At 34.4% G+C, this 19164-nt stretch carries 16 protein-coding genes; 2 read left to right on the plus strand and 14 right to left on the minus strand.

Annotation, left to right across the window (positions count from 1 at the left end; translation table 11 throughout):
* Positions 1 to 49 precede the first annotated feature (49 nt).
* Entirely contained in the window at positions 50 to 1066 is a 1017-nt protein-coding gene (locus WC622_RS07025) for a LacI family DNA-binding transcriptional regulator (RefSeq protein WP_372818606.1), read from the plus strand.
* Between the two features lie 3 nt (positions 1067 to 1069).
* On the opposite strand, the gene WC622_RS07030 is transcribed toward WC622_RS07025, so the two are convergent.
* The 4 genes from WC622_RS07030 to WC622_RS07045 all read right to left on the minus strand — a co-directional run bounded on the left by WC622_RS07030 (position 1070) and on the right by WC622_RS07045 (position 3199).
* Positions 1070 to 1288 carry a hypothetical protein gene (locus WC622_RS07030; protein ID WP_372818608.1) on the minus strand — a complete coding sequence of 73 codons (219 nt, stop codon included), beginning with the start codon at positions 1286 to 1288 and terminating at the stop codon, positions 1070 to 1072.
* 117 nt (positions 1289 to 1405) lie between these two features.
* Positions 1406 to 1834, minus strand: a complete 429-nt coding sequence (locus WC622_RS07035; protein ID WP_372818610.1) for a nuclear transport factor 2 family protein — start codon at positions 1832 to 1834, stop codon at positions 1406 to 1408.
* 565 nt (positions 1835 to 2399) lie between these two features.
* Positions 2400 to 2789 carry a response regulator gene (locus tag WC622_RS07040; protein ID WP_372818612.1) on the minus strand — a complete coding sequence of 130 codons (390 nt, stop codon included), beginning with the start codon at positions 2787 to 2789 and terminating at the stop codon, positions 2400 to 2402.
* Positions 2790 to 3019: 230 nt separating this feature from the next.
* Positions 3020 to 3199 (minus strand): hypothetical protein, encoded by a 180-nt coding sequence (locus tag WC622_RS07045; RefSeq protein WP_372818614.1) that lies wholly within the window; start codon positions 3197 to 3199, stop codon positions 3020 to 3022.
* 127 nt (positions 3200 to 3326) lie between these two features.
* Between WC622_RS07045 and WC622_RS07050 the strand changes: the two genes are divergently transcribed.
* A complete protein-coding gene (locus tag WC622_RS07050) occupies positions 3327 to 3563 on the plus strand; it encodes a hypothetical protein (protein ID WP_372818618.1) in 237 nt (78 codons plus the stop codon).
* A 206-nt stretch (positions 3564 to 3769) separates the two neighbouring features.
* Here WC622_RS07050 and WC622_RS07055 read toward each other — a convergent pair whose 3' ends face one another.
* From WC622_RS07055 to WC622_RS07100, 10 genes are all read right to left on the minus strand, one after another.
* Positions 3770 to 4834: a phosphotransferase enzyme family protein gene (locus WC622_RS07055; RefSeq protein ID WP_372818619.1), complete on the minus strand. Its 1065-nt coding sequence runs from the start codon at positions 4832 to 4834 to the stop codon at positions 3770 to 3772.
* A 105-nt stretch (positions 4835 to 4939) separates the two neighbouring features.
* Positions 4940 to 6628, minus strand: coding sequence for a LamG-like jellyroll fold domain-containing protein (locus tag WC622_RS07060; protein WP_372818621.1), 1689 nt, complete (start codon positions 6626 to 6628; stop codon positions 4940 to 4942).
* A gap of 24 nt (positions 6629 to 6652) precedes the next feature.
* Positions 6653 to 8617, minus strand: coding sequence for a M60 family metallopeptidase (locus WC622_RS07065; protein WP_372818623.1), 1965 nt, complete (start codon positions 8615 to 8617; stop codon positions 6653 to 6655).
* A gap of 8 nt (positions 8618 to 8625) precedes the next feature.
* Positions 8626 to 10383 (minus strand): hypothetical protein, encoded by a 1758-nt coding sequence (locus WC622_RS07070; protein ID WP_372818625.1) that lies wholly within the window; start codon positions 10381 to 10383, stop codon positions 8626 to 8628.
* 17 nt (positions 10384 to 10400) lie between these two features.
* Entirely contained in the window at positions 10401 to 12053 is a 1653-nt protein-coding gene (locus tag WC622_RS07075) for a DUF5008 domain-containing protein (RefSeq protein ID WP_372818626.1), read from the minus strand.
* An 82-nt stretch (positions 12054 to 12135) separates the two neighbouring features.
* Positions 12136 to 12912 (minus strand): fasciclin domain-containing protein, encoded by a 777-nt coding sequence (locus WC622_RS07080; protein WP_372818628.1) that lies wholly within the window; start codon positions 12910 to 12912, stop codon positions 12136 to 12138.
* A 2-nt stretch (positions 12913 to 12914) separates the two neighbouring features.
* Positions 12915 to 14426, minus strand: coding sequence for a RagB/SusD family nutrient uptake outer membrane protein (locus WC622_RS07085; RefSeq protein WP_372818630.1), 1512 nt, complete (start codon positions 14424 to 14426; stop codon positions 12915 to 12917).
* 17 nt (positions 14427 to 14443) lie between these two features.
* Positions 14444 to 17653 carry a SusC/RagA family TonB-linked outer membrane protein gene (locus WC622_RS07090; protein WP_372818632.1) on the minus strand — a complete coding sequence of 1070 codons (3210 nt, stop codon included), beginning with the start codon at positions 17651 to 17653 and terminating at the stop codon, positions 14444 to 14446.
* A gap of 1 nt (position 17654) precedes the next feature.
* The gene (locus WC622_RS07095) at positions 17655 to 18680 is read right to left on the minus strand and encodes a DUF5007 domain-containing protein (RefSeq protein ID WP_372818633.1); all 1026 of its coding nucleotides are present in this window, start codon (positions 18678 to 18680) and stop codon (positions 17655 to 17657) included.
* Positions 18681 to 18691: 11 nt separating this feature from the next.
* On the minus strand, positions 18692 to 19164 hold a 473-nt coding region (locus WC622_RS07100; protein WP_372818635.1), incomplete at its 5' end, for a hypothetical protein.

The raw sequence follows: 19164 nt of genomic DNA on the forward strand, positions 1-19164 counted from the left end.
TTAATTTAGCTTTTTATTCCTTCTACTAGTCAAAATACAGCGTTAAACCATGTTTGAGCCCGTAACCATAAAAGATATAGCCAAGGCCTTAGGCCTATCCACTTCTACTGTTTCAAGAGCGTTAAGGGATACGCATGAAATAAGCGCTGCGACAAAAAAAATTGTTTTAGAATATGCTAAAGAAATCAATTACCAACCAAATCCAATCGCATTAAGTTTAAAAGAACGCCGCAGCAAGTCTATAGGAGTAATAGTGAGTGAAGTTGCTAATAGTTACTTTTCTCAAGCAATTAACGGCATAGAATCTATTGCATACGATAGAGGTTATCATGTTATTCTTACTCAAACTCACGAATCCTATGACCGCGAAGTAATCAATGTGCAGCATTTAGCTTCAAGATCAGTAGATGGATTATTAGTTTCCTTATCTTCTCAAACTAACGACATTTCACATCTTAATTACTTACACGAAAAAGGTTTACCAATTGTTTTTTTCGATCGTGTAGCGGATGAAATTGAAACACATAAAGTGATAGCAAATAATGAGAAAGGTGCTTTTGAAGCAACCAGTCATTTAATAAAATCAGGTTACAAACGCATCGCTCATTTAACAAGTTCAACTCAACTATCAATTAGTATTGAACGTTTAAAAGGATATGAAGCCGCTTTAAAAGCCAATAACATTGAGACTAATCCATCTTATATTAAACATTGCCCACATGGTGGAATGATTTATGAAGAAACAGAAAATGCAATTAAAGAATTGATGGCATTAGATGAAAAACCAGATGCAATTTTTGTAGCTGGCGATAGATTAAGCACTGGATGCTTAAGCGTTTTCAAAAATCTAAACATAAGCGTTCCAAATGATATGGCTATTGCAGGGTTTAGCAATTCTGATGTACTGGATTTGTTTAATCCTTCATTAACTTCTGTTCGACAACCAGCTTTTGAAATTGGCCAGTTGGCAACGCAAATGCTATTACAATTAATTGAAGCCAAATATCCAGTAGAAGAATTTGAGAAAAAAATACTAGATACCAGTTTATTTGTAAGAAATAGTTGAGGCTTACCCTATTTCGAAATTACTAGCCAATTGCTGTAATTCTTCTTGAGATATTAATTTGGGATTATTGTATTGTTTTTCCAACATAGACAATGCCACTTTGATATGTCCCGTTGTTGTATTTATTAAACACTCCCCATTTTCTATGGTGGCAGAGATGTACTTTCCAATTCCTCTATTGATATCAGAAAACCTAAGTACTAATTCATGGAATATAAACACTGGATAATTCATACGTTAAAAGTAAAACGCCAATGTTAAGTGTATATGAAGTTAAAGTTATTTTTTGTTAACATTAACTTAACATTGAAATTGATTTAACGACTATTAAATTGAAGATTACGGTAATTTATAAGCCTGTCTTCCAAGCAATTTCCATTCCTTACCTTGTTTTTGCCATACTAAAAGAATACCCAAATGTACTTCTCCAGGTTTACCCCCATCATTAGTTTTTGCATGTAATTCATGGCGTACCAATGCAGTTTTACCTGTAACTTTTACACTTTGGTTTTTAAATTCTATACTCACAAAGTCTGATGCACCACTTACAATCGCTTCAACAAAAGCAGCTTTATCTTGTACTTTTCCGCTAGAATGTCCATAGCTTAAATCAGTTGCAGCAACATTTTCTAAGGCGGCCTTCTCTCCACTAATTAATGCTAATCTTAAGTTTTCTACAGCAGATAAAACTTTTTTTTCTTCGGTAGTTTGAGCTTTAACCATAACATTTGCGCTCGCTAATAAAAGGAGAAGAATGTACTTTTTCATATTTCTTAACTAGAATTTTCACCAATATACAGGTTTTAACAGTATTTTTAAAAATACCCGAGCTAGGAATAAAGAATTATCCAGTCAAGCAAAAAACTCTGAACCATAATCCTTCCTTAAGTCCTACATATTGCATTTCCAATAAAAACCCATCAATTAACAAATTAAACAAAAGGAGCCATTATTTTGCCTTAAGGTTCGCCTCGTGTTAAGTTATTGTTTAAACCATAATAAATCCGCACCTAGTCCGCCTTTTTATTGGTTAATGCAGACTAGATGCGGACTAGATGCGGACTTGCTATTAAGATGACTCGAATTAACCCTGTTTGTTTACATTTTAAACTAGGTTTAAGAATAAAGGAGAAACTGGGTGAAAAACAAGGATAAATGGTAGACTTTAATTGTCTAGGTAATTTGTAAACTATATAAAAGCTTTAACTGTAAAGAAAAGTTCCGCAACTTTTTTGTTTGGCCCATAGATAGCTCTCATAAAATTCTCAATAAAAAACCCCTTAGACATAAGGGGTTTCTACAAAAAATTATGAGGAGCTTAACTTAAAAAATTCTATATAATTGGTGCGAATGCATTTTTATCTAAGGGTTTTAAAATGAGTTTACAGACATCGGGATGTGCTAGAATATGTTCAATATCTGCTTGTATTTCTGAAGCTGTAAGTACTACAATACGACATGAACTTTTGACTTCTACTGAAAACTCTTTAAATCTCTCTAAAAAACCTAAACCATTTAATCCTGGCATGTCTAAATCAAGCACTATAAGTGATGGCATTGCCGATTGATTATATTGATGCTCGTAAAGATATTCAAGTGCTTCCGTAGCATTCTCCATTACCATTATTTCTCCATCTGTATTGATACTCTTCAACACATGTGCAGTGATCATCTGGTCTATGAGATTATCATCGACTACCATTATCCTATTCCTATGCTCCATCAATACTAAATTTGTTGCCTTTCGGTTTATATTTTAAAGAGTTATACTTTAAATAAACGTTATCAACGAAGTTCAGTTTAATACAGTCAAAACAAAAGCCATATTATTTTTAGTTAAAATTCGATGAATAGAAAGCTACTGTTTTTTCATTTATTTTACAGTCACGGTCGTAAAACATAGATTTTAAGAGAAGTAATAATTTGTTTACTAAATCAAAGTCATTAAGTTATTTAAGCAATTGGTAGAACTATTTCCCCACAATGTGGTTGATTTACCAAAATCGGGGAATTAAATCCCATTTCCTCAATTTGATCACTTAAATTGATTTTGTAGCCAATAAAGAAGTATTTTCCCCACAATTCCCCAATTTTACCTATTACCACAAGAAGTCCCATTCTTTTTTCTTCCAATATTATTCTAATGCTTTAACAAAATATGTGGTTAAACATCTAATTCACAGGTTTTAGGTCATCTCAAGAAGCATTGGGCATTATATGGCATTGCTATTGTCTAATAGTCAATGTAATCAAGTCCCTAATGAAATATTTAAAATTTTTATTTATCAGTATTGTTTTTTTCGTTTTAGCTATTACAGCTGGATCAAGCCATAGTGTAACCAATACGTTATTAACTAAAAGTAAACCAGCCCCAACTTTACAAAATAAAGATGATGTAGGCTATGAAAATAAAAATTTGCCTTTACACGGCGATGTTTGGTTCGCATTTGCTGCAATAGGTGCTATTAGCACTTACTTAGCTTTCAAAAGAAAATAGTTTAATCCTTTTAATTTGTTTAAACAAATTAATGTTCTCTGCTCAAATAATAATAAACAACAAAGCCAATCGATGATTGGCTTTGTTGTTTAAGTTTTATAGAAGTTGAAAGGTGATGAATAGTTTCAATTATCTTACCATATTATTTACTTAAATATTGTTTCTTTTATTCGTGCAACTCTAAAATAATAAACCAATTAAACAGTTTATATGACAATTGAATTCTCTTGAAAAATCTTTTCAAAAACCTGTTCTGATGATAAATAAGATTTCAAAAGTTGGATCTGATTTTTTGCTCTAACCAAATTATGTTCAGCATAAGCAGTATGATAATATATATCATCATTTAAGAAATCAGTTAAAAAGCGTAATGCCTGCATATAAATCATAAACTTACCGCTAAAAATAAACTGCTCTTTTTCAGATGCTGAAAGTGCTTCGCCCATTTCTTCCATATAACCGCGATAAATAGCAAAAAACATTTCCTCTCTTACCACTACTTTAGTAAAATCCTTTTCCTCTTCATTGGCTTCAGATAAGTAAGTCCTCATCATATCTCCAACATCGCTGATGTAATAACCAGGCATTACGGTATCCAAATCTATCACACAAATTCCTTCACCTGTTTGATCGTGAAGTAAAACATTATTAATTTTTGTATCGTGGTGAACTACTCTTTCCTTAAGTTTTCCATTTTGGATAAGCTCTTGATATTTAGTCGCAATGTAATCAAGGTTTGTTAATTCATCTATTTCAGCAGCAGCTTGATGTAAACGATCTGGATTTGCATTTTCTAATGCGCTTTTAAACTGTTTTACACGCAGTGAAAGATTATGAAAGTCAACAAGCGTATATTTTAGTTTGTTGGTATTAAATGCATCCAATTCTTTAGCAAATTGACCAAATTGTTTTGCTGCCTGATAAGCCTCATCAGCATACTTTACATAATCAGCAGATTTAGAATTTTTAATAAAAGGAAATATTCGGTAATATCCTTCATTAAAAATCACCATCGTTTCATTTTTTAAATTGGGCAATGGCGATACAAATAAGTAATCTGGTGCATGTTGATCCAGAAATTTTCTCAACTCCAAAAGATTTTCATCTATATGTGTTGGCTCCTTAAAAACATTCGTATTTATTTTCTGTAACAGGTAGTCATTTTCAATACCCGAAATTTTCCAGGTATAGTTAATTAGTCCAGAGCCGTGAAGCTCTATTTTATAATCATCGAATTGCAAACCATAGCTAGCTAAGATTTCTTGAAACATATTATTTAGTGTAGTATAAGGGTGTGATTGAGCAAACTATAGTAGGATTATGTTAAACCCTTTGCCGCCAAAGCAGCAAAGGGAATAAACAACCAATTAAAACTATTATTTTAAGAACTCGATTTCAAATTGATTTAAGAAAGGGTTACCATCAATACCAAATTCTGGTAAAATACTTATGTTTAACCAATATAACATCGTAGCACCAACCGCAGTAGGCGTTAATAAAATTGATTTCCCTTTTGAATTTGGATCAGGAGTAACTGTACCTGGAACATCAGTGCCAAGCGATACCCATGTATAAGGCCCACTAAGCTCCATGTTATAACCTCCTGGGGCTTTGTTATTTAAAATTCCTTCAGCTCCTTCATCTATTGGCCAATACCCTGTTAAATTTGCATAATTTGGATGCTGGGTCATATCCTTTAAATTCTTATTAGCTAGAATTGTCGCTGCATCAAGAGCAGTGTTAAAATAGCATAAATCAGCCGCTTGGAAAGATAAAGCAGTACCACCATTATCTACGTTTTTATAGCCAATAGTTAGTTTTTCATTCGTACTCAAACTTTTTCTTGAAAGTATATTTGCTGTTGTTACTTTTACTCCATCAAGATACGTTGTTAAAGTTCTGGTTGTTGAATTATCCATTTTTACAGTAAGTGTAATAGTATGCCAAGATAAATCGGCTGCGTTACCCCCACTATATTCTACTTTTCCTGAACCACCATTTAAGGTACCACCAATTGCAGCTGAAACACCTGCCCCACCTTCTCTAAACATCCATCCAGTTATTGATGAACCTATCATAGATGTACCTTTTGAAAGAAATCCTGGATAGGAAGTTTGCGAATTAAATTTCACTTGCATTTGAACAGTAAAATCTTTTGTTTCTCCTGGATCATATAATCCATTGTCATTCATAACCTGAGCTAAAACACTAGCACCTTTAAACAAAATAGTATTAAACCCACTTTTCTTAACTTCTTCTTGTTTTAAGTTTTTATTAGAAGCAATTAAAAATCCAGCTTTTGGATCATCGTTGCTCCCACCATGATTTGTGGTCACAATTACTAACCAATCTTCATTCGCATAGCTTTTTCTGGCTTTTATGGCAGTTACAATATTACCCACATATTCATCCGCTTTTAATACAGCATTTTTGTAAGTAGTATTACTAGCCGTAAAACCTCCATTTGCGCCTGCGGCCTCTACATCTCTAAAGTTAACTACTATTGCACCCAGTTGAGCTTGAGTATTTAGGATATTAATTGTTGAATCTTTTACTCCAAGATCTGTACTAACGATTGGCGCAATATCTGCAATCTTTAAATAATTACGAAGATTTGCCCATGGCGATACAATCGCTGTTTTTAAAGATTTATATTGTAAGATATAATCGAATGTATTTCGAAAAACACCTGGCGCTTCATGTGAATTCTCTTTAGGAGTTGGTAAAAAATCATCATTTTTTATTTGATGTTTGCTATAGCTTACTCCATTCACCATTGATGCCCAAGATGCTACATCATTAGCTACCGAACCACGTATTACATCGTATGTGTATTTTGATGTTTTTCTTAAATCTTCAATTGCAGGTGGCGCTATTGATTTTAATTCAGCTCCTGCTAAGCCATCAATGCTAATCACAATTACTTTTCGTAGTACGGTATTTCTAGTAATTGGTTCTTCAAAAACTGGAGGTGGGTTATCGTACTTTTTACAGCTAATAAAACCTGTAAGTATTGTTGTAATCAAAGTGCTAAATAGAATAGCTTTTTTATAATTAATTTTCATCTGTTTACAATTTTATCAATAATATTATTGTTTAATTACACCTAATTCGGCCATTGCTGCATAAGCTCCTGCTGTCCATCCGTTCTTTAACACTACTTTAATAAAACGTGGTGCAACCACACCATTAGGAAATAAATATTCATAACGGGTAAAAGCATTTGGAATTTGAGTTGTACCAACACTTGTAAAATTCACATTATCATCACTAATCAATATCTCTACATCTTTTACGCGTTGTGCTGTAGAGTTTCTAGGGAAAAAATACATTCCTTTTATTGGTGTTCTTACATTCTGACTATAAATAATAGTATAAGGATAACCTTGAGCAGCTGTTGGCGCTGGCGAATATTGTGAATGCCAATAGGTTGCGCTATTATTATCTAACATAGCAGCAGGTGAACCTTCATTAGATTGTGAAGAACTTATCTGTAAAATTGTTGGCGCTATATTGGCCGTACCCCCAGCTTTTGTTAATGGGTTATAGGTCCAAACCTGTTTTGTCATTAATGGATATTTAGCAGAAACTTTAGCTACCATTTGTTTACTGATAGTAATACCCCAAGCATCAAAAAATGCAGATAAATCTAATTGGGCATAATCCGATAATTTCTCGTAGGTAAAATCATGTTTATCAATATCATTATTAGATAGACGCTGAACATGACGAGCTTCAGTATATAATTTAGTCATCCCTCCGTAACCGTACGTATCAAAAAGTTGCACGAAAGGCGTAATACGCATAAATGGATCATTGCCTAATACTGCATCCGCTGTATTATCGAAATTTTTAAACCCAGTACTAATTGTTGTTGGTGTTGTGGTAGTACCTGTTGCCCATGCGATAGCCAAAGGAAAACCGCTGTTAACTGAGGGATGCAACACTTTATAATCAGCATTAATACGATTAGCAACTTTAAAACTGAATAAATTGTTAGTGGTTTCACCTAATGTACTCCAGCTCCAAACATTAGGTTGCTGGCAGTTATGACCAAATTCATGGTAACTTCCCCACATGCCAACACTAGTAGTAACTCCTTTTAGACTAGTAAAACTTTTAAACCATTCACTATCATTGGTACCAACAAATGGAATACCTGAGTGACCATAACCCAGAGTAAGTTGAATATCCAATACTCCTCTCCACGGCCCTTGCGGGCTTCTGTCTCTTTGATCAGATGCGTTATCTGATAAGCCCATCCATGCATTATAATCAAGGTCAAAAACCTCATTCCACTTGGTCATTACAGCTGTTGGATTATTTAATGGTTCACTTGAACTAAAAGTTGCTATTACTTTATCTCTCGGTATTAAGAAAACAACACGTTTGGTTCTAAATTCTAACCAAGGCACTTTTGATGCTTTTACTTTAATTACCCAATCTGCATCGTTAGTTTGACCTAAAATAAAATCTGGAGAAACTACTGCGCCCGAAATAATGAATTTTACAGGTTGAGCAATTGCAAAGCTTGCGTTAATATAAATAGTACCTCCATAGATATTACGCATGTAATTTACTCCAGGATATAAAGCTTTTACATTGTAAATGATAGGATCGCGTAACAAAGGTACTTTACCAGATAAATTATCTGTATGACCACCTATTTGCATATTTAAGCCATTTACACCAGCGGGAACAATGATTTTAATCAATTCTCCTGGTGCAGCATAGTAGCCAGTGCTATATTGTGGCTCAGGTGCAGCTTGAATACGTAAGTTTTGTGCAGTTTGATTTTCAAAATTCAAATCTAAAATAAACTCTTGATTTTGTACACGAGGTTCAGTTTGGTCGACCAATCCTGGAAATAAACGAGCTTTAGCATATCCAGAGCGATCGATGTTCTGCATATTGGTATCTACCGTTACATCTGCCTGATTCTTTGAAGCATCATCATAACCATCTGGCGCTTCAATACCGTATTTTTTACAGGCAGTTATACTGCATACGATTGCTATAATCGTGGTTAGTTTTATAAATCTTTTTGTGTTCATAGCTTTAATTAGTTATTGCGAACGTCTGTATATAATAATTTCCAAACTTTACCATCTAAGTTCCAATCGGCTGGCGGAGCAATGCCCATCCATTGGTAAATTTGCGTAGGGATATCAACACTGTTGATCACTACTCTATAACTAGAAGGAGTAATTAGAGGACTGATATTTGGGGACAAATCTTCAAAAGAAGCTCTAGTTACATTAGCATTAGCTGTAAAATTGTTATTCTTTCCAGACATGTCTGCTATTGTTGTTCCTGTGGTTTCATTTCCAGGCCACCATCCTAATAAATTACCAAAATAAGGGCTAGTTGTTGTGATTTGTTTTCTCATGCTTGCAATCAGCTCATCATCTGTCATCGCTATATTATATAAGGCTATATCCTTTATAATGATATTAGTTAACTCATAGCTATTTACTGCTTGTATTGCACCAACTTGAATTGGTGTATTGTTATCTATACTCTTTCCTGTAATGTCTAAATTTGCTGTCTTCTTAACGCCATCGGTAAATAAGTTGAGGTATCTTCTACCGCCTAAATTAAAAATCTTAAAAGCAATACTATGCCAAACTCCATCACGAACCTTACCGCCACCAGGACGAGGTGTACCTCCCCAATCCAACTGATAGTCATCAGATCCGAAAAGGAATGTCCATCCCAGTCCATCAACACTATTAAAATTAGCTCTTTTACCTAAAAAGCAAGGATAAGAGTTATTTGAAGTTGCATCATCTCTCATTTTAAACATAAATGTATATTCTGGAGCAGAAGCACCTGAGCCGAAATTACCAAGAGTAGTATTACTTAACTTTGCAAAACCTGCTGAAGTAGTTGTAGCCTGAAATCTTGGCCCAAAACCAACATATGGGAATGAATTGGCATCTGGTCTTGACAGAGGTTGAGTTGAAAATTTAGGATTGTAATAAATAATAAAATTATTTCTAGTAGGATCACCATAAGCGCCAGTGTTACCAGTACCTGGGGCAGGTGTAGCTGCACCACCTTTATTGGATGCAATAACTACTAACCAATTTTCTTTATCAAAATTTGGTCTAGCTTTTAACTCTGAAATGATATTTCCAATGTACCCATCTAATGTGGTAATGGCTGCAGTATACGCTGTATTTGTAGTTTCATACCCATTTGCAGCTCCTTCTGTTTCTGCAGCATGGAATTGTGCAACTATTAAATCTGCATCTTTAGTTTTTAACTCAGCAATTAAAGCATCTTTTACTGCCAAATCTGTGCCTAGGGTTTGTTTTTCTGTGGCATCAACTGCTAAATTTGCATTAAATGCAGTACTAGCCGCTATAGATACAGTTCTATATTTTGAATTTGAGGCTTTAAATCTGGTAAACAGTGTAGGATAATTAATCAAATCATTACCTGCAAAATCTTCAGAAGTAATTTTATGTTTAGCATCATTTACACCAGTGGTCATATTAGCCCAAGCCGCAGCGTTTGTTGTTGTAGTTGTTTGATAATCCGTCAATCCATCATATGTATAGATAGAATTACGAGCTAACAAGCTGATGTTTGTGGGTAATATTGAACTTACCGCATTTCCTCTTACACCATCTAATATGATGTATAGTACTTTACGCTTGCCTTCTTTTAAGTTCGTGGTATCATTTGGATAATCTTCTCTTAAGGTATTAGGGAAATCCTTATTACAAGAAGAAATGAACAATAGCACCAATAACAGGCTCATAAAACCTAAGCTATTCACTATTAATTGTTGCTTTTTATGTAATGTTTTCATAATCTAATGTTTAAGCGTTATGGTTTTAATGTAATTCGAAGTATACTTCTAAAGGTTTTATTATCAAACCTTGAAATGTAGCCTATCAACGTAACTTTGGTATTCACACCCGAAGTTGTCTCAACAATTTTAGAAATACTACCTATAAACTGACCAGTATTGTTATAGCCTGCAGCTAGAGATCCATCTGCATTTAAAATCATAAAGCCTTGACGAATTACGCCATTATAGGTTTTGAAGCTACCTGAAACAATAATTTTACCGCTATTTAATTGACCGGCAAAGTTTGGTACTCCTAAAGTAATTGTACCAAAATTGAACGTCGATGTTAAGCTTCCATTCGGCTCTAGCATGGCTACTCCTTGTTTTGGGCTGCCGTTAAAATTTTTAAATAGGCCAGTGATCAGAATTTTATTGGTAGTTGCATTGTAAGTGATAGAAGAGATATCATCATCAGCTCCATTGCCAACACTAAAACTAGGATCGACAGATCCATCTAAATTAATACGGACAATATGGTTGGCTGGTTGACCATTAAATGTAGTAAATGATCCAACTAAAATCAGTTTTCCATCTGGCTGTTGCATTGCATCATATATACTACCATTCCCAGCAATTGGACTCTGCTTAGTTGTAGGATCGTAATGGAAGGTTAAATCTAAATCCCCCTCATCAACTGGGTTAGCTTCATTAATTTTTAAACAAGCCATCTGTCTCATTTTCACCACGTCCAATACCTTGGTATCATAAGTGGACCTTTCGTAAAAACGTCTTACATAATTGGTGAAATCACCCACTATATATAAACGATTACCATATACAAATGATTTTCTTATCGTCCCGTTGACACCACCATTAAAACTTGGTACGGTATCTCTGTTTTTAGTTATATTATTTGGCGTTGGGTTAATTACATCAATAATGGTACTATCAAGCGTGCCATTGCTGTTTAATCTGGTTATGCAATTGATATTAAAACGGTTTGGACGAGTAGAATTAAAGCTGGTAAAAATGCCTGAAATGATATATTTACCGTTGTTGGCGCCACTTGTTAAACGATTTACAGAAGTTAATACACCATTTGCACCTTTACCAAAATTAACAGCAGCAGCGTCGTTAGCCACGGGGGCGACGTAAGTTCCATTTCCATCAATTTGAGCAATTCCTCCATTTGGTATTTTTTCTGTCCAACGGTTATCAAAATTATTAAATCCGCCAACTACAAAAGAGTTTCCATTTGGCAATGTAGCAATATCTAATATTGGTGATGTGACAATGTTTGAGTTATTATCGCGATAGCTGGCTCCATTAGTTTGAAAAGAATTATCTATACTCACTTTTCCTTCAATATTAAGCACAGGGCCAAAGAAAGTTTGTTCTTTGGTAACGATGGATAAACCACCTGTACTTGCATTTGCAGGTACTACAATACGAATTGTACTATCGGTTAAATTTAATACTGTTGCTTCAATTGCATTTACATATAGTTTATAGTCGTTTTCGTATTTCTTTACACCCCTCACGAAAACAGTCACTTCTGAACCTTGTGTAGCTAATGAAGGATCAGGTAAGGTATTGTCAAATTTAATACCTAGCGGTTGTTTACCACCAGCATATGGATCCTCTCCAAACACTTCTTTCTTTTTGCAAGAATAGATAGTCAAGGTCATCAATAGTATTAAAGCTGAACTTAAACGGGTTATATTTTTGTAATTATTAAACATAGTTTCGTTATAATTAATCTATTAATAATTAAGGAGTTACAGGTAAAATACCATAAGATTGCACCGTATTGATAAACAAATTGGTACTAAAGCCAAAGTTGTGTTTGCTTTTCCAAACGCCAAGATAATTTGCTTCCTGTGTTAGCACATGAACAATTCCATTAGTCGGCGCAATATCTGAACTTGCTACTGGAATATTGATTAAACCAACTTTAGGATCTGCATAATTCGGAATATAGGCGATATATAGCTGGCGATAACCTGCATATTTTACCCTTGATTTTTCTACTCCATCTTCCATAACTACTGCATCGTTAAAGCGCACACCAATATTCATGGTTCTACCACTCATTGATGTGTAACCCTGACCTGGGAATGCAGCCATGTTTAACGTATCAATTTGAGGATAATCTTTAAGTTTATTGGTTCCTTTAAAGATATATTGCGATAATAGTTCTTTCCAGGCTGCTGGCTTAATTTGCTCTAGCTTAGCTACGGTATCTCTACCATTTTGCCTTAGGTAATCATTAAGACCTTTAACTGATTTATAGATTGATGAGCTAGTTGGTGCAAAAAAGGTTACGTTTTGTTTATCCAACACCTCATTCATCCCAGCAATTTCAATTACTCTGGTTAAGGTGTCAAAGTATACAGGTTTTGATTTTAGGTAGGCTAAAATGCTGCCATTAAAGGTGCCTTTCTGCGTACCACTATCAAAAAAGTATTTATCTTTTTGGCAAGCGGTAAACAAAGTAATGCTTACAGCAAATAAAATGATTGCCTTTATTGTTAAGTTCTTTTTCATTTTTATCTCCAATAATTATTTAAAGTCATACCTGGGTTTTCTGTTAATGCAGATTCATCAATTGGCCATGTCCAAGCGCCAGCATTAAAAGCACCTACACTAATAGGATATGGACAATATTTAGTATCACATATTCTCTTAGTTCTTACTAAATCATAGTAATACTGTCCTTCACCCATAAATTCTCTTACACGTTCCAGATATATATCATCTTTTAGTTGATCTCCAGTAGAACCAATAACTGTAGCGTTAGCACGTTGTCTTACTTTATTTAAATAGACTTGAGCATCAGTATCTTCTCCTAAATTGGCAAGGGCTTCTGCAGTTAACAAATAAGCATCTGATAAACGGAAAATAATAATGTCATCATCGTTTTGCACCGTAATACCATTTACGTAAGTATTAGCAAACTTTTTAAACTGAAATGTATTGTTATTTATGGTTCTATTCTCGAACCAAAGGTCTTTTCTAGCATCAGGAACCCCATCGCTGTAAATTTTATCCATCCAAGTTTTTTGATAATATCCTCTACTTGTAGTAAAAGTTGTTGCGCCTAAGTATGGGTAGTGACTTAATACATAACCCAAATTAGCGTAGGTAGAAAATTTCTCGCCGTTGTTAAAACTTTGATATACTTCAAATAAACTTTCTTTAGTGCGCCCCTTAAACAATCTCTTGTTGTCTTCTATAGTATAAGGCATCAATGCATAATCGGTTGAACTACTAATTTCAGTACCTAGTTCTTTTACGGCGGTATAGTATTTTTGCTTATTAGCTTCTGCATCAAAAGCAGCAGCCCACATGTTCATGTGCATTAACAAAGCAATGGCTCCACCTCTCATCGCTCTTACACCAACCAATGATGGATTTGCATACGTCCATGGCAAATCTGCCTTAGCCGCTTCCATATCAGCGATGCATTTATTTAATACCTGAACCATTGGTGTTCTAGGTAAAGCTCCTGTAGTTAATGCATTTGTATTGTAAGGCACATCGCCATATAAACGCACCAAGAAAAAATAACATAAGTTGCGCATAAAGACGGCTTCTGCTTTATATTTTTTTACTTCAGTTGCGCTTAAAACTCCTGCTGGCATTTCATCTACTTGCTTATATAGCAAGTTTGCTGAAGCAATGATATCGTAAAATGGTTTCCACAATGTCATGTTTTGAAATGTCCATCCCATTGTCCATTGAGTTCTAGCAGGATTACTAGCGGTTGGTGATGAATAAGCTGCCAAACCGTATATATCATTAGCAGATAGATAAACACCATAACTACCGTCTGTGGTAGAAATTGGCGCTGAACGTAAATCTCCTACAGTCATGAAACCTGCGCTTACTTTACTTCTAAATTTAGCGTATAAACCATTGGTAAAGGTTTCTACATCCTTTTGAGTTTGCCAAAAATTGTTACCTGACAGTGCATCTGTTGGTACAATATTTAGGAATTTTTTACAACCACTGCTCGAAAGCGTTAAGATTGCTAAAAGTATAATTGTATATTTTTTCATTATCAATAATTGAAAAATTAAAACTCGATGTTTAAATTAAATACGAACGTTCTTGGGTTTGGATAACCTCCTGAGTAGTCTCTACCTAATGCAGTTACGTTTTCTGGATTTGGACCAGAATAATTAGTTAGCATAAACACATTATTTACTGTACCACCTAACACTACTCTATTCATTCCGTAACGACTGGTGAATTTTTGATTTAACGTATAACCCAGTGAGATATAGTTTAATTTAAAATAAGATCCATCTTCTTGAAACAATGTTTGAGCAAAACGATATGGGTTGATAATGCCACTTCTCAAATAATCGTATGGATTAGGGTAAACAGCATTTTGACCAACACTTTTCCAGATATCGTATTCACTTAGAGGCACTAAACCACTTAATGCCAATGGATTATTAAACGCTTGGAATTGCGAAGCTAAAGCGTTGTTTAAGATATCTCTACCTAAAATTCCAGTACCTTGTACTTGCATACTGAAGTTTTTATATCTAAAATCTACAGTTACTCCTCCACTAAAACGGATTTGAGAATTACCTGCATTAACTAAGTCATTTTCATCAAGTATATAATCGCCATTTACATCTGTATATCTAGGATCTCCTGCTTTAAAATAATTTAATACTCCACCTAAAGTTCCATCGCTATTACGAGCTCTATATCTCAATCCAGTTAAAGGATCTACAGGTACATCGCTATTATTAGCATATACACCTTTGGTATTGTAAATAAAGTTGGCAAGTGCATTTGCACCTACTGATTTTAAAATTGCTTGACCTGTAGAAGGATCAAATCTTACACTTTGTCGCACACCATTCGGTAAAGCAGCTAAATAATCATGATTAATAGCACCATTTACACTTACAGTTAATCTTGCTTTACTTTCATTAGGTAAAAGACTACCCGTTAAAGTACCTTCGTAACCTATGTTTACTAAAGCTTCTTCGTTTGTGGTCACCTCGCCAAAGCCACTTGTATTAGCTAATACTTTGGTGCCAAATAAATTATCGGTTTGTTTATAATAGGCTTCGAAAGTACCGGTGATTCTATTTTTTAAGATCCCGAAATCAAAAGCGAAGTTTAACGTCGTATTTTTTGCTGGTTGTAGATTAGTATTTGGTGACCTACCATTTGAAATACCTACGGTTTGTGTGCCATTGTAGTTATCTAAGTTTAAGTATCTTCCATATACATCGTAAACCGTACCACTTGGTTGTAATACTGTACCGTAACTTAGGCGAATTGAGGCATAATCTAACCATTTCTCAACCTGGCTTGCCATGAAAGGCTCATTATTAATGTTCCAACGAACACCTATGGATGGACTTTTGGTATAACCAGCGTCAGGGCCATTTGATGAGTTACCATCTAAACGATAAGAGCCATCTAACACATATCTACGTTTGTAATTGTATTGAAAACTTCCTGCAAATGCCACAGAACGTGATTGAGCAAAGTTGTCTAATGTACCCCCTAATGAAGTAAGGTAATTATCTACACCAACAATAGGGCCTCTTAAATAATCGTTTACAACTTTATTATTTTGGATTACATCTGCCTTAAAATTAGATGAACTAGTTTCGTTAAACACATACGCTAAGAAGTTATGCGCATCATCTCCATTTTTATCTTTAAGCGTAAACACATATTGTAATAAATTTCTATTGTAAACTGCATTTTTAACACTATTGTATGCAAATAAAGAAGAACGATCACCATTTATAGATGCAGGTAAGAAATTATCTTCAGTACCTGTGTTAAAGGTATAATTGAAGTTTGAAGTTAAGCTTAAGTTTTTAATAAACTCGTACTTTAATTCTATTGTATTCGTTAAATCGACCGTTTTATTATCATTATCGGTAGTTACCGCTCCTAATACAGAGTTGATTGCCGAATATTGGGAGGGCGATGGCAGCAATGAAGATGAAGCACCCCCTGTAGCAATACCAGTGTTGAATAACCCATTACCACTACCCTTCTGCTGTTTACCTAATGCCCCATTAATTGTAGCATATAGTTTAAACTTCTGATTAGGCATATATTGCATGTTCATCCTTAAGGTAGATCTATCAAAACCTGTATTTTCCTGAATACCCTTTTGTTTAAAATAACCGAAGTTTACTTTATAGTTGAAGGCTGCATCACCACCTGCAATATTTAAATTGTGTGTTTGATTATAGGTAGTTCTATAGAAATACGATTGCCAATTTGTTGAGTTGTTATAGTACGCATTTAAACTATCTGCAATAAATGAAGTTCCGTTAATTAACCCTAATGCATGATAATAACTCGTATCACTTGCTAAAATTTGAGCAATACGTAAACTGCGTTCGTCAACACCACCAATTACAGAGCGTAATTTTGGCACAGCACTTACAAAGAACTGACCGTTATACGTAATTACTGGAATTTTAGAGTTACCTCTTTTTGTAGTGATTAAGATAACACCATAAGCACCACGAGAACCATATAAGGCAGTTGCTGAAGCATCTTTTAATACCTCTATACTCTCCACATCTTGTTGTGGAATTAATGAAATTGGGCTTACGCCTGGTCCTGCAGATTGAAAACCATAGCTAAAGTTTTGATTATCATCTACTGGTACTCCATCTACCACAAATAATGGTGATGTAGGTTGTAAATATGCTTCGTTACCAGAACCAGTAATGCTGGTACTAGATAAACCACGAATAGCCATTGAACCTCTCATACCAGGCGAACCTGTATTTTGTTGAATGTTTAGTCCGGCAACTTTACCTTGCAACATATCTGTAACACTAGCTACAGGTACTGCTTGTAAATCTTTACCCGAAATTTTAACGCTCGAACCCACCGAAGTTTCTTTGGTTTTGTTTACGTAACCTGATATTGTTACTTGTTTTAGGTTGTTGTTATCACTTTCTAACTTGATTGTTAGCTTTGTTTTTCCTGCAACACTTACCTTAACACTTTTATAGCCTATATAAGAGAATTCTAATATAGCATTATCAGGCACAGAAACTGAGAATTCACCTTCTGAGTTAGTAGTTCCTATGGCTCTTCTATCCAATAAGATATTCACACTTGGAATACCACCTTGATTATCTGAAACAGTACCAGTAACCGTCTTTTTAGTTGGTGTTTGTGCTCTTAAATCTTGATTGAAGCCTAAGCACAGGCATAGTAAGGTAATTATGTAAATATATCTCATATTCAATAAATTAATTTCTTTCAGGTTTTTCATATTAATCATTTATGAATTTTGGACGCTCCGTTTTAAACCAAAATATAATTGTCCAATTGCCTTGTTCGAAAATGCTAAAGTCCATCCCTATCAAAGCGCTTTCCCTAACATTTCCAAAGCCTTGACGATCATATCTAAAATATGCTTTAGCCAATTGCCCTGTTGAGGTTGTATATTTTGTTGGAAATGCTGCAAGTGGAATTGGATATGCGACATCAAATTTTACAGAATCGTCATTTTTCACCATATTAAAACCGTGAACTAGATTTGCCCAATCTGTTGCAGCAAACTTATTCGGATTAATAACTTGTTGTAACGTATCTACAAACTTGAAAGAAAGCGAGTTTCCAGGAGCATTATTCTTTTTAAACTGAACTTCTATATCTGTCGGGTTTAAATATCTGCCTGTTTTTTCACCCCTTATGCCGCCCATTATCGATGGATATACACCTGTATTAGTTCCTTGACCTGTAGTTAGATTATCGTAAGAAGGTTCAAAAGGGCGTTCTTTGAAAGGACGCAATTTCAAATCTTTGTAATATCTACGACCACCAGAGTTAGATACTTCTACATCAAATACATATCCTGAATCTGGTTGTACTTTTACAAAATTAGAGTTCGCTTTATTCCACATTAAAAACTGGCCAGAATGTTCACGAATTTCAAATAATTGATGATTTTCAATTTTGCGTTTTGCTTCAATTTCTGCTATTGACTTCTCAGTTCCATCATATGCTGATTTCCATACTTGAACAGGGAAATATTCCGATAATTCTGGGGCTGGCTCACCTGTGAACCTACGCATGTTTACAATTTTAAAACTAAGAGGTAAAGAAGAGCTTCCTACAAAAAAATTGTCAGAAAATAGCGTATTCCTTCCTAGGATTGGTTGATAAATTGTGGTTGTAAACTGAGAATCCTTACCTAAAGAAAGTCTTTCATCAGGTATATTCTTTTTACAAGCGGTAATAAATAGGACGCTTAAAAGCAACAAGCCTATTAATGATAAATATTTTTTATTGTTCATTATTTTAAATCTTAATTATTAACCCTAATTACAAATTCGTTAAAACCATAATCATGAAGTGTTGCCAAAACATTGATTACTCCATTTTTAGCTTTGATATTCACAGCATTAGTAGTTGTTCTCTGCCAATATTTTTCAAAAATGTTACCTTTTGGATCGCTGTAAATAATAGATTGTGGTCCACCACCAACAAAGCCTGATGCATTTAATCTATCGTATTGAATATGCATTGGATATTCATATTTAATACTGGTATATAATGCGCCATCAGCAAATGGAATATAAGCATCAGTTGTTCTACCGCCTCTAACCATATATCTACACATCAAAATATCTAATTGAGTTAAATCACAATCTTTTAAATACAAAGGCGATTTACCTTGATCTTTTCGCAAAATATTTAGATTCTTAATTGCTGCTTGAAAACTCAAATTAGTCGGCGCAAAAAAGGTGATGCTTTTGTTGCTTAAGCTATCTTTTAAAT

The sequence above is a fragment of the Pedobacter sp. genome (assembly GCF_041662865.1).
Taxonomy (GTDB): Bacteria; Bacteroidota; Bacteroidia; order Sphingobacteriales; family Sphingobacteriaceae; genus Pedobacter.

Bases quoted from the DNA above. Each gene is read 5' to 3' on its own strand.
- WC622_RS07075 (WP_372818626.1), bottom strand. From the start codon at position 12,053: ATGACCTTGACTATCTATTCTTGCAAAAAGAAAGAAGTGTTTGGAGAG.
- WC622_RS07080 (WP_372818628.1), bottom strand. From the start codon at position 12,912: ATGAAAAAGAACTTAACAATAAAGGCAATCATTTTATTTGCTGTAAGC.
- WC622_RS07055 (WP_372818619.1), bottom strand. From the start codon at position 4,834: ATGTTTCAAGAAATCTTAGCTAGCTATGGTTTGCAATTCGATGATTAT.
- WC622_RS07060 (WP_372818621.1), bottom strand. From the start codon at position 6,628: ATGAAAATTAATTATAAAAAAGCTATTCTATTTAGCACTTTGATTACA.
- WC622_RS07035 (WP_372818610.1), bottom strand. From the start codon at position 1,834: ATGAAAAAGTACATTCTTCTCCTTTTATTAGCGAGCGCAAATGTTATG.
- WC622_RS07025 (WP_372818606.1), top strand. From the start codon at position 50: ATGTTTGAGCCCGTAACCATAAAAGATATAGCCAAGGCCTTAGGCCTA.
- WC622_RS07090 (WP_372818632.1), bottom strand. From the start codon at position 17,653: ATGAAAAACCTGAAAGAAATTAATTTATTGAATATGAGATATATTTAC.
- WC622_RS07040 (WP_372818612.1), bottom strand. From the start codon at position 2,789: ATGGAGCATAGGAATAGGATAATGGTAGTCGATGATAATCTCATAGAC.
- WC622_RS07085 (WP_372818630.1), bottom strand. From the start codon at position 14,426: ATGAAAAAATATACAATTATACTTTTAGCAATCTTAACGCTTTCGAGC.
- WC622_RS07070 (WP_372818625.1), bottom strand. From the start codon at position 10,383: ATGAAAACATTACATAAAAAGCAACAATTAATAGTGAATAGCTTAGGT.
- WC622_RS07095 (WP_372818633.1), bottom strand. From the start codon at position 18,680: ATGAACAATAAAAAATATTTATCATTAATAGGCTTGTTGCTTTTAAGC.
- WC622_RS07065 (WP_372818623.1), bottom strand. From the start codon at position 8,617: ATGAACACAAAAAGATTTATAAAACTAACCACGATTATAGCAATCGTA.
- WC622_RS07050 (WP_372818618.1), top strand. From the start codon at position 3,327: ATGAAATATTTAAAATTTTTATTTATCAGTATTGTTTTTTTCGTTTTA.